An 11,449-nucleotide genomic window follows, 5' to 3' on the forward strand; every position below is an offset into this window, starting at 1 on the left:
TTCCTTGGAAACGATCCCGGGCCCGGTGTCCGGGCTGGTCGAATTCAGGCACGCCCACTGATTGAGCGATCTACACTCAACTTTACCCATGGCCGGATTTAAGTCAATCCAAAGTTGAGTCAATCACGCTCAAGTTTGAGGTTCAGGGGCAACAGCAGGGCACACGGGCATTCTCAAAAGACCGTCAATCCGCCATTTTCGCCCGGACATGGCGATGCCCCGGGGCCGGTTTCGCTGTGCGTGAACCCGGCGCCGGGGCAGGTCAGTGCGGCGAAGCCGTCAGGCAGGCATTCAGACAGGTGCCTTCAGACTGGCCGTTTCAGGCCGGCTCCCTCAGGCAGGGTCGCGCGGCTGATCCTCATCCTCTTCGTCGGCCTCGTCTTCCAGGGGCACTTCATCCTCGACGAGCCGGTGTTCCGCGGGCGCCTCTTCTGCGCCGGCGGCGCCGGCAGTGCCCGCGCTACCGTAGTCGCCGTCCGGGTACTCGGATTCCTCAACGGTCGCCAGGTTCTCCCCCGCCGTGCCGGCCTTGCCGTCATCGCTGGTTCCGTATTCGCCTTCGACGGCGCCGGACGGTTTCTCGACAGCCCCGGCCGCTCCGTAATCACCCTCGGAATATTCGCCTTCGACGGCGCCGGACGGTTTCTCGACAGCCCCGGCCGTTCCGTAATCACCCTCGGGATACTCGCCTTCGCCGGCGGCTTCCGTATCGTCGTCGCGCGCAATGCCCGCTTTGCCGTAGTCGCCGTCGACATACTGGCCGCTGTCGCCTTCAACTGCCGGCGCGGGCTCTGTGCTGGGCTGCTTTTGTGCTTCAAATTCTCTGTTCTCTGACACTGACGGATCCCTCCTGGAAGCATCGGACGCCCGGACGGGCGCATGGGCAGTCTATCCATCCGCCCGGCCGTCCAACAGTGCCGAACGGGCCCCGTTCCCGGGGACCGTCACGGAGTCAGCGGGTCACCTCAGTTGCGCACGACCTCCAGTTCGATGGCCGCCCACGAAAGGGCCGGCAGGCTCGCGCGGACTTCGCCGCCGGCGGCCTTGACTCCCTCCAGCGGGGTGAGGCCGACAGCGCCGGGGTTCTCCTGCGTGTTGGTGATGAAACGGTCGGCGCCGTCAGGAACGCGGAGGACTTCGGCCCGGACCACCTGCCGGGCGTCGAAGCCGCGAAGCACCACTTCGACGTCCGCCGCCCCTTCCAGCCCGCGGTTGGCGAGGAACAGCGCGATGCGCCCCGTCTCCTCGTTCCACGTGGCGCTGACGTCCACGAGGTCGGCGTCGCCGAATTTGGCGTTGGTGTACTTATCCGAATCGACCGCCAGCCGGAGGATCTGGCCGTGGGCCAGCTCGGCCATGCGGGCGAACGGGTGGAAGATGGTCTGCTTCCACGCCGGCCCGTTTTCCTCACTCAGGATGGGGGCGATCACGTTGACCAGCTGCGCCTGGTTGGCGATCTTGACGCGGTCCCCGTGCCGGAGCAGGGAGTTGAGGAAGGTCCCGACGACGACGGCGTCCGTCACGTTGTACTGGTCTTCGATGACGCGAGGGTGCTCGCGCCAGCCGTGCTTGCCCACTTCCGCGGGGCTATCGGCATCTCCGGGGCGGGTGTACCAAACGTTCCATTCGTCGAAGGAGAGGTTGATGTGTTTTTTGTGCTTGCCCTTGGCCCGGACGGCGTCCGCTGTGGCGATCACGGATTCGATGAAGTAGTCCATGTCCACGGCGCTGGCCAGGAAGCTGCCGGCGTCGCCGTCGTGTTCCTGGTAATAGGCGTGCAGCGAGACATAGTCCACCTGCTCGTAGGTGTGGGTCAGGACGGTCTGCTCCCACGCGCCGAAGGTGGGCATGCCCGAGTTGGAGCTGCCGCAGGCCACGAGTTCAATGTCGGGATCCACGAACCGCATCGCCTTCGCGGCTTCCTGGGCCAGCCGGCCGTACTCCTCGGCCGTCTTGTGCCCGATCTGCCACGGGCCGTCCATCTCGTTGCCCAGGCACCACAGCTTGATGTTGAAGGGGTCTTCATGGCCGTTCTTGCGGCGCAGGTCGGACAGCCGGGTGCCGGACGGGATGTTGGCGTATTCCACCAGTTCGCGGGCGGCATCGACGCCGCGGGTGCCGAGGTTGACGGCCTCCATGACCTCCACCCCGGCTTCGCGGGACCAGTCCACGAATTCGTGCAGTCCGAAGGCGTTCGTTTCCAGCGTGTGCCAGGCGCCGTCCAGCCGGCGGGGCCGGTCCGCGACCGGCCCGATGCCGTCCTCCCAGTTGTAGCCGGAGACGAAGTTTCCGCCGGGGTACCTGACGACAGTGGCGCCGAGTTCCTTGACGAGGTCCATGACGTCGCGGCGGAAACCGCGGTCGTCCGCGCGGGGATGGCCCGGCTCGTAGATGCCGGTGTAGACGCAGCGGCCCATGTGCTCGACAAATGATCCGAAGATCCGGCGGGGAACTTCACCTACGGTGAAGTCGCGGTCAATGGTGATTCGTGCGCGGGACATTTTGCTCCTGTCCTGGTGTTTGGCTTGGTGTGGATGGCGCAGGGTGTTGAGGTCCGGCGATGGCCTAGGTGCCGGCGAGCCCGGTGGTGGCCACGCCGCGGATGATCTGCCGCTGGAAGAACAGGAACACCACGATCAGGGGCAGTGCTGCCAGCAGGGCCGAGGCCATGTTCTGGGCGTACTGGATGCCGTAGGCGCTCTTGATGGTCTGCAGGCCCACAGGCAGGGTGAGCAGGGAGCTCTCGTTCGTGGCAATGAACGGCCACAGGAAGTTGTTCCACGCCCCGATAAACACGAAGATGGCCACGGCGGCAAGAATCGGGCGGGACAGCGGCAGCACGATTGTGGTGAAGATCCGCAGCCGGCCCGCGCCGTCCATGAGGGCTGCTTCCTCGAGTTCACGCGGAATCTGGTCGAAGAATTTCTTGAGCACGAACACCATGGGCGAGTGGATTACCTGCGGCAGGATCAGCGCCCAGTACGTGTCGATCAGGTTCAGCGACTGCATCTGCTGGAACAGCGGGATGATAAGGACCGGCGGCGGAATGATGATGGAGGCCACGATCACGCCCATCAGCATTTTCTTGCCGCGGAAGTCGATCCGCGAAATGGCGTAGGCCACGGACGCGGAAATCACCAGCGTGATGGCGGTGATCGCGGCGGACGTGAACAGCGAGTTGAGCGTCCAGGTGGGGATGTTGCCGCTTTGCAGCACTTTGGCAAAGGCATCGAAGGTGAAGCCCGACGCCGGTATCCAGCTGATGGGGGTGGACGCGGCATCCGTTTCGGTCTTCAGTGCGGTGGCGGTGGCCCAGGCAAAGGGCACGAGCCACGCCACAGCGAGGACCGAGACGACGACGGTGGCCAGGATGCGGGAAAGCGGTGTCTTCGGGCGGCGGTCTGGCACGGTTTCGGCGAAGCCCTTGGGCCGGAGTGCAGGCTTGGAAAGTGTGGTGGTGGCCATGGCTAGGCGCTCCTTTTCCGTGCGGTGAAGACCTGGGCCAGCGCGATGAGCAGGATCAGGCCGAAGAAGATGTAGGAAATGGCTGCCGAGTAGCCCAGCCGGTAGCCCGTGAATCCGGCCTCGAAGATGTACTGCACGATGGAGCGGGTCGCTCCGCCCGGTCCGCCTTCGGTCATCTGGTAGATCTGGTCAAAGACCTTCAGGGACGCGAGGATCTGCAGGATAACGATCATCACCGTGGTGGGGCCCAGCTGGGGGAGGCTGATGGAGAAGAACTGCCGCCAGCCGCCGGCACCGTCGAGCGAGGCCGCTTCATAGTGCTGCTGCGGGATGTTCTGCAGCGCGGCCAGGTACAGCAGGAAGTTGAAGCCCACGGTCCACCAGACCGTCGCAATCACAATGGCCCACATCGCCACGGAAGGGTCGTTCAGCCAGGCCACCGGCGGAATGCCCAGGTTGGCGAGCAAATCGTTGAACAGCCCAAGCTCCGGGTTGTACATCCAGGCAAAGAAGAGCGACACCACGGTGGAGGCGAGCAGGAACGGGGAGAAGAAGGAGAGCCGCCACAGCCACTGCGCGGGAAGGCCCATGTTGACCAGCGCTGCCAGGGCCAGGGCGATGACTACCAGCGGCACGGTGCTGATCAGCGTGAAGTACAGGGTGTTCCCCAGCGACCGCCACATGTCCTGGTCGGCGAACGCCTCGGTGTAGTTTGCCAGGCCGATGAACCCGCTGTTGGCGCCGGTGAGCGACTTTCCGGTGAGGCTCATGACGGCCCCGGAAATCATGGGCCAGACCAGGAACGTCAGGAAGAAGGCCAGGAACGGGGCAGAGAAGGCCCAGCCGTGGATGTTGTCGCGCCTGGAACGGGAGGATTTCGCTGCGGGTGCTGGGATGTCGTCGCGCCGGCTGCGGGTTGATTTCCCGGCGGGCGCTGTTGTGGGGGCGGTGCTCATGAGGACTCCTTTGTCACGAACGGGGCGGTGCTCAATCGGGATTCGGCGATGCGTGCTCCGGCAGGACTGCCGGGGTCGGTGCTCACACCGGGTTGGGCATGGCGAGGACCGCGTTGATGCGCTTCATGAAGGCGTCCCAACCGTCGGTGGCCTTGTCCCGTCCCAGGAACACGTTCTGGACGTTCTCGGCGAAATAGCTCTGGAAGTCGGATCCGGAGCCGGTGAACCAGGCCTCGGGATCGTAGTTGATGATGTCCGCTGCGTTCGCATAGTCCGCCTGCGGATCCAGTGCCGCGTACTCCTTGGACTTCACCACCGGCTGGTAGGCCGGAATGTGGCCGGCTTCGGCCCAGCTCAAAGATCCCTTGAGCATCGACGCAACGAACTGGTACACACCGCGACGCTTGGATTCGTCGAGCTTCGCCTGGTGCGGCAGCACGAACGAGTGCGAGTCGGCGAAGGCTGCCGGCGTTCCGAACAGGGTGGGGATGGTGCTTGCTCCGAGCGGAACACCCGCCGTCTTCATGGTGGGCAGTTCCCAAACGCCGGTGAAAAGCAGCCCCGACCCCTGGCTGGCGAATTCCGCGATGGCCGTGCCGCCGTCGCCGCTTCTTGTGGAAATGGTGTTGTCCAGCAGCGACTTGATGAACTCCAGGCAGTCGATGGCCACATCCCGCTCCACTTGGGCGGGCTTGCCGGGATCCAGGACGAAGTCCGCGCCGTGCTGGCGGTAGAGGGTATAGAACAGACGCCACATCTGCGCGCCGTCGCCCAGGTATCCGTAGGAGAGCCCGTGTTTGCCGGTGACGCGCTGCAGTTCACGGCTTACTTCAAGGAACTGTGACGGCGAGGAAATACTTTCCAGCTTCCCGTCGTTCCCCAGCACACCGGCCTTGCCCGCCACGTCCGTGTTGTAGAGCATCACGAACGGGTGCGAGTCCAGGGCCAGCGAAAACACCTTGCCGTTGAACTGGCTCTTCTCCCAGATTCTCGGGCCGAAGTCTTCCGGCCGCACCCCGAACTCCGCGAGCAGGTCCAGGTCCCAGGCATCCAGCAGGCCGCCGGGAGCGTAGCCGGGCACCCTGGCCGCATGCATTATGGCCACCTCGGGCGGCCGCCCGCCCGCCGATGCCATGGCCAGCTTGGTGTAGTACGGCGCGCCCCAGGCGAGCACAGTGGGCTTGATCCTGAAGTCGGTGTGGTCCGCGTTGGCTTTGTCGATCATGGCCATCATCTTGATGCCGTCTCCGCCGGAGAGCAGGTGCCAGAAGCGGACGTCGTCCGCGGCGGCCTGGGCTGCACCGCCGCAGCCGGTCAGGCCACCGGCGAGGGCGAGCCCGCCGAACAGGGCACCTCCGCTCAGCAGCAATTGCCTGCGGTTCAAATGGGTACTGCCGGAATCCTGATGCTTCACCGTCACTCCTTTGGACGTAGCCGGACAAAACTTGTAGCCGCCTTCGGATGACCGGAAGCCGGCCTGCGCGACCGTGGGCTGCACCACACTTTACATCGTTGTAGAAGTGCAGACAAGACTTTTTTGTTAGCGTTCACAATTGCTACGAAACCGCTGGTCCCTGCAGTCACATTGGCCCCCTAGCCGAGCCCGGCCAGTCCGCCCAGCACCCGGAGATGATGTTCAAAAAGCGCATCCGGGGCCGAGAAGGTGCCTGCCCCGTACTGTCCGAAGACTTCGAAGCTGACGGCTCCGAAAAGTGACGTCCACGCCAGTGCGCCGCGCGCCAGCAGGTCATCGGGCATAGCCAGGCCGAGCTCCTCCCTGATGGCGTGCAGGTCGGGCGCCAGGGGGCCGGGAACCACAGGAACCCCACCTGCGGGCGCCCCGTCCGCCGGCGCCGCCTCGGCGCCCAGCGCGCCTGCCCGCCAAGCGGCGTCGAATACGGCCATCAGGCTAAAGATCACCCGGGTCCCCGGTCCGGTAGTGCGCTCGGCAGGGGCCCGGTATCCCGGTACCGGGCTGCCGAAAAGCAGGGCATAGCGGGCGGGCTCGCGGATGGCCCAGCCGCGGACGGCGCGGCCCAGCGCCTGAAAACGCCCCATGAAGTCCGCTTCAGCCACGCGGCCGACGGCGGCATCCACCTCGTCGCCGAGCTCGCCGTAGGCGTCGATCAGCAGAAGAGTCAGCAGTTCGTCCCGGTTTTCCACGTACCGGTACACCGCGGAAGAGACGACACCAAGGTCCCGCGCCACGGCCCGAAGCGACAGCGCGGCGGCACCGTGGACGGCCAGGTGCTCCCGGCCCAGCCGGACGATATCGGCGATGGTCTGCGCCCTGGCCCGCTCCCGCGGCGTGCGGGGCGCAGGAGCGATAGCTTCGCCGGCGGCCGCGTCGGCTGAGTGGGGATGGCGGGGCGCGGGGGCGGAGGAATTGGGGGCTGGCATGCGTCCAGCATTCCACGTATCGGAGCACTGTCAACAATTGAGAGCAGTGCTCTTGACATGCCAGCACTCCAGGAGCATCCTTGTTTCGAGAGCACTGCTCTCTTGAGCGAAAGCAGGCCGGATAACCGCAGACTGGCTGATGAAGAGCAGAATGACATTCCAGAGGAAGGAGAAGCCAATGCCCGAAATGTATGTGGTCACCGGTGCCGGTCCCGTTGGCTGGACCGTCGCGGAGCAACTTGCCGGCCAAGGCAAACGGGTGCGGATCCTGACCCGTTCCGGCAGCGGTCCCGAGCACCCCCTCATCGACAGGATGTCAGTGGACGTTTCCAGCCCCGGGCTGCTTGGCGAAGCTTTTGACGGGGCGGCGGCCGTGTTCCACTGCATCCACGGCTCCGCCTACGCAGCGGAAGCGTGGCGAAAGGAACTCCCGCAAGCCGAGGAGGCCGTTCTGGCGGCGGCAGGCAAGGCGGGCGCCGTCGTCGTATTTCCTGAAAGCCTGTATTCCTACAGCCAGCCGGATGCCGCCATGGCTGAAGGCAGCCCCCGGGAGGCGCAGGGCGGCAAGCGCGGTGTGCGCACCGAACTGCTGAAGGCACGTGCAGCCTCCCCCACGAACACCGTGAGCGTCGTGGCGGGCGACTTCTTCGGTCCGCAGGTGCGGACCTCCCACGCCGGCGAACGCATCGTGCCGGCGGTGCTGGCCGGAAAGCGGCTGCTGGTGATCGGCAGCGCAGACCAGCCCCACTCCTTCACATACGTACCGGACCTTGCCGCAGCCATGATCCGGGCGGCGCAGACGCCGGGGCTGTGGAACCGGGTGTGGCATGCCCCCACAGGCCCGGCCCTCAGCCAGCGCCAGCTCGCGTTCGCCTTCGCGGAAGCCGGCGGCGTGGCTGCCCCCAAGGTTGGTGCCATCCCCGGCTGGCTGCTGCGGATAATCGGGGTGTTCGCCCCCGGAATGCGGGAGGTTGCCGAGATGCTCTACCAATTCGAGCGGCCGTTCGTGATGGACTCCCGGGTGAGCGAAGCCAGCCTGGGCCTGCACCCCACGCCACTCCCGGAGGCCGCTGCCGCCACTGTGGCCTGGTGGCGGGGGCAGGTTTGAGGCTCCGGACGGCGGGCCCGGCCTAGCGGCGGCCGACGGCCTCCGGTTCGGGTTCCGGGGTGCCGGCCTCCCGCTGTAGCGCCGCATCCGGCTCCGGCCTGCTGAGCTTGCCGGGCCACCAGATCCGCCGCCCCAAGTCATAGGACAGGGCCGGGACCAGCAGCGAGCGCACCAAAACAGTGTCCAGCAGGACCCCGAACGCGACGATGAAGGCGAGCTGCACCAAGAACATGATGGGGATGGCGCCCAGCGCCGCAAACGTTGCAGCGAGCACCACGCCCGCGGAGGTAATGACGCCGCCCGTCACGCCAAGGCCGCGCAGGATCCCGGGCCTGGTGCCGTGTCAAGGACCAGATCGTCACCCCCGGCGTGCTCCGGAAGGAACTGAACCTCAGCTCCCCCGCCACCACGGCGCTTATCGACCGGCTTTACGGGTCGGGACACGTGGTGCGCGAACGCCAGGGAGCGGAACGCAGGCAGGTCCAGCTCCGCATGACCCCCAAGGCCTACCGCGACGGCGGCGCCATGGCGGAGTTCACAGGAAGCGGCCGCGCAGGAACCGGCAGGAACCGCGCCCCCGACCACACCGCAGCCGCGGCCAGTAGTGCCGGAACCGCCAGCGCCCAGCCGCTGAACAGCAGGATCAGCAGCATCACCGCCGCAGCGACGATAACGCCATACCAGGCCGGCGTTCCGGGCCGCAGCAGCCGGGTGCCCGCTGCGAGGCCGAAGGCCGTCACGGCTGTGAAGCACGCAGAGGCAGCGCCGATCTGGAACTGCATGCTGGCCAGCCCGGCGACCGCCGCCCCGAAGGACAGGAATGTCATCCCGGCCAGGACGGCGAGGCTCACGGAAGGCACCTCGCCCGGCCCGCTGCCGCGCGCCATTGCCGGCGGCAGCACGCCGTCGGCCGCCAGGCGGGCACCGAGCCGGCTCGCGCCGGCGATGAATGTGTTGAGCGGGCCGAACGTCAGCACAGCCGCGGCAACCGCGGTCAGCGGGGCCGCCAGCGGCCCCAGCCCCTTTTCGAGCAGGTCGGCTACCGGCACCGGGCTTCCGGGCAGGGCCGGGCCCAGCACGGCCACCGAGGCTGCCACGACGCCGATGTACACCACCCCGACGACGACGAGCGTCAGCCACGTGGCGCGCGTGAGGTCTCGGCCGGGATCCCGGAACTCGGCCGCCAGGTGCGTCACCGCCTCCCATCCCGCGAAGCAGAAGAACAGCAGGCTGGCCACTCCACCCACTGCCCAGTAGCCGTGCGGCGCGAAGGGCTGGAAGTTCTCCGCTTTGGCAAAGGGGGCGGCCACGGCAACGGCGAACGCCAGCAGCGCCACGAGCAGGATCATCAGCACCAGCTGGAGGCGGCTGGACAGCTTGATTCCGACGGCGTTGCTCGCGAATCCGGCCCCCAGCAGCAGCGCCGCGGCCACCAGCGCGGTCCCGTGTCCGCCGCCCAGTGCATTGGCGATGTAGTTGCCGCCGATCACCGCGGTGGCGGGCGCGCCGAACGGGATGGCGAAGTAGAACAGGTAGCCGGCCACCACTGAGGCGCGGCGCCCGAAGGCCCTGGTGACAAAGTGGGCGATCCCGCCGGCGTCGGGCTCCTGGCGGCTCATCTCAGCGAAACTGAAGGCAACGGGCGTGCAGAACACCAGCAGGGCGGCCCATGCGAGCAGCGAGGCCGGGCCCGCTTCCCGGGCGGCGATGGCCGGGAGCACCAGGATGCCCGATCCGAGGATTGCTCCCACGTAGATGCCTGTTGCCCGGAACAGCCCGAGCCCTGCCGGATTACTGGATTTGTTGTTTCCCACTCCTCCAATCATCCGCAGAACGGCGGGCCGCAGAAGCGGCGAAACTGACGCCGAGGCACCATAAACTGCCTGTTTTTGTTCCGCCCGGCTGCCGCGCATTTTCCCCCACGGCGCTGTAGCGTTTCCTTATGAGTGCGCAGCAGCCTGAAGATGTGTACACGCATGGACACCACGAGTCAGTGGTCCGTGCCCATGCCTCGCGGACCGCCGAGAATTCAGCCGCGTTCGTCATCCCGCACCTCACGCCGGGGGCGTCCGTGCTGGACGTCGGCTGCGGACCGGGCAGCATCACCTGTGATTTCGCCGGTCTGGTGGCGCCGGGGCACGTGACCGGGCTGGACCGCTCCCCGGATGTGATCGCCCACGCCACCGCCCTTGCCTCCGAGCGCGGGGTGGAGAATGTCGAGTTCCTGGCCGGCAACATCTATGACCTCGACTTCGAGGACGAAACGTTCGACGTCGTCCACGCCCACCAGGTGCTCCAGCACCTGACGGACCCCGTCGAGGCCCTGCGCGAGATGCGCCGGGTGGCAAAACCGGGCGGCATTGTGGCGGTACGGGACGCCGACTTCCACGGCATGAGCTGGTACCCCGCCATCCCGGAACTGGACGAGTGGATGGAGCTCTACCAGCGCATTGCCCGGCGCAACGGGGCGGAGCCCGATGCCGGACGCCGGCTGGTCTCCTGGGCGCAGGCCGCAGGGTTCACGGACGTGGCACCCACCAGCAGCAACTGGCTGTATGCCACCGGCCAGCAGCGCCGATGGCAGGCCCGGGTGTGGGGCGAGCGTGTGCTGCACTCGGCATTCGCGGACCAGGCCCTGGAATACGGTTTCGCCAACGCGGCGGACCTGGCCCGGATCTCGACGGGATGGCACCGCTGGGGATCCACGGACGACGGCTGGTTCCTGATCCCCAACGGCGAAGTCATCGCACGGGCCTGATTTCATCGGTTCGATCCGGGACCGGGATGTCCACATAGGGCAATACCTGAGCTGCTGCGTCTGACGGATTTTCCTGCAGCCCTTTCCCTGGACTCCGTTCTGTCCCTAGGATGCGAAGGAAAACCACCAGCGAGGAGAACCCACAATGCGCACGTTGACCGCAGGCCTTTTCTATTCCGTGGACGGCGTGGTTGAGTCCCCGAACCTCTGGCAGTTCGACAGTTTCGACGAGGAACTCGGGGCGGGGATGAATCAGATGATGGCACGGGTCGAAACCGGGCTCCTCGGTCGGGTCGGCTACGAGCAGTGGGCCAGTTATTGGCCCAGCGCGGCTGACGACGCCAATTTCGGCGAGTTCATCAACAAGCTGCCGAAGTTCGTGGCATCGAGGACACTTTCGGGTGAGCTCGGATGGCAGAACTCCCGCCTCATGGATGCCCCGCTGGAGGAGTGCGTGGCCGGCCTCAAGGAGGGCGACGGCGGCGAGATAGCGGTCTTCGCCAGCATATCGCTTACCCGCCAGCTGCTGTTCGCTGGTCTGCTGGATTCTCTGATGCTCATGGTCCACCCCGTGATCGCCGGAAGCGGACGCCGCCTGTTCGAGGACGGCGACCCCGTGACGCGGCTGGAGCTGCAGGATTCACAGCGCACCAGCAAGGGGAACATGATCCTCCGCTACGGCCGTATGGGCGCCTAGGGCAGATGCCGACTCTGCTGGTTCTGCCGATGGACCGAAATTCGAATGAGCTGGTACACGCAGAC

General features: G+C 66.4%; 10 protein-coding genes and 2 pseudogenes. 4 read left to right on the forward strand and 8 right to left on the reverse strand.

Annotation, left to right across the window (positions count from 1 at the left end; genetic code table 11):
* Positions 1-333 precede the first annotated feature (333 nt).
* The 6 genes from J7I79_RS02390 to J7I79_RS02415 form a co-directional block, all read right to left on the reverse strand.
* Positions 334-837, reverse strand: coding sequence for a hypothetical protein (locus J7I79_RS02390; RefSeq protein ID WP_214949734.1), 504 nt, complete (start codon positions 835-837; stop codon positions 334-336).
* Positions 838-965: 128 nt separating this feature from the next.
* Positions 966-2,501 carry an alpha-N-arabinofuranosidase gene (locus tag J7I79_RS02395; protein WP_214949736.1) on the reverse strand — a complete coding sequence of 512 codons (1,536 nt, stop codon included), beginning with the start codon at positions 2,499-2,501 and terminating at the stop codon, positions 966-968.
* A gap of 64 nt (positions 2,502-2,565) precedes the next feature.
* Positions 2,566-3,465: a carbohydrate ABC transporter permease gene (locus J7I79_RS02400; protein ID WP_214949738.1), complete on the reverse strand. Its 900-nt coding sequence runs from the start codon at positions 3,463-3,465 to the stop codon at positions 2,566-2,568.
* Between the two features lie 2 nt (positions 3,466-3,467).
* Positions 3,468-4,421, reverse strand: coding sequence for a carbohydrate ABC transporter permease (locus tag J7I79_RS02405; RefSeq protein ID WP_214949740.1), 954 nt, complete (start codon positions 4,419-4,421; stop codon positions 3,468-3,470).
* Positions 4,422-4,503: 82 nt separating this feature from the next.
* Complete coding sequence (locus J7I79_RS02410) at positions 4,504-5,835, reverse strand: extracellular solute-binding protein (RefSeq protein WP_311380499.1); 1,332 nt, start codon at positions 5,833-5,835, stop codon at positions 4,504-4,506.
* 179 nt (positions 5,836-6,014) lie between these two features.
* Positions 6,015-6,821, reverse strand: a complete 807-nt coding sequence (locus J7I79_RS02415; protein WP_214949742.1) for a TetR/AcrR family transcriptional regulator — start codon at positions 6,819-6,821, stop codon at positions 6,015-6,017.
* Positions 6,822-6,999: 178 nt separating this feature from the next.
* Between J7I79_RS02415 and J7I79_RS02420 the strand changes: the two genes are divergently transcribed.
* Positions 7,000-7,929, forward strand: a complete 930-nt coding sequence (locus J7I79_RS02420; protein WP_214949751.1) for an NAD-dependent epimerase/dehydratase family protein — start codon at positions 7,000-7,002, stop codon at positions 7,927-7,929.
* Between the two features lie 22 nt (positions 7,930-7,951).
* On the opposite strand, the pseudogene J7I79_RS02425 reads toward J7I79_RS02420, so the two are convergent.
* A pseudogene (locus J7I79_RS02425) lies at positions 7,952-8,272 on the reverse strand (MMPL family transporter); the annotation flags it as partial.
* A gap of 8 nt (positions 8,273-8,280) precedes the next feature.
* Here J7I79_RS02425 and J7I79_RS24115 point away from each other — a divergent pair.
* Positions 8,281-8,457: pseudogene (locus J7I79_RS24115) on the forward strand (MarR family transcriptional regulator); the annotation flags it as partial.
* On the opposite strand, the gene J7I79_RS02430 reads toward J7I79_RS24115, so the two are convergent.
* Positions 8,436-9,743, reverse strand: coding sequence for an APC family permease (locus J7I79_RS02430; RefSeq protein ID WP_311380500.1), 1,308 nt, complete (start codon positions 9,741-9,743; stop codon positions 8,436-8,438). The pseudogene J7I79_RS24115 and the gene J7I79_RS02430 sit on opposite strands and share 22 nt — an antisense overlap.
* 128 nt (positions 9,744-9,871) lie before the next feature.
* On the opposite strand from J7I79_RS02430, the gene J7I79_RS02435 reads away from it, so the two are divergent.
* Positions 9,872-10,687, forward strand: coding sequence for a methyltransferase domain-containing protein (locus tag J7I79_RS02435; RefSeq protein WP_214949754.1), 816 nt, complete (start codon positions 9,872-9,874; stop codon positions 10,685-10,687).
* Between the two features lie 145 nt (positions 10,688-10,832).
* Positions 10,833-11,384 (forward strand): dihydrofolate reductase family protein, encoded by a 552-nt coding sequence (locus tag J7I79_RS02440; RefSeq protein ID WP_214949756.1) that lies wholly within the window; start codon positions 10,833-10,835, stop codon positions 11,382-11,384.
* Positions 11,385-11,449 lie beyond the last annotated feature (65 nt).

The sequence above is a fragment of the Arthrobacter sp. ISL-69 genome, from assembly GCF_018613775.1.
In the GTDB taxonomy this organism is placed as follows: domain Bacteria; phylum Actinomycetota; class Actinomycetes; order Actinomycetales; family Micrococcaceae; genus Arthrobacter.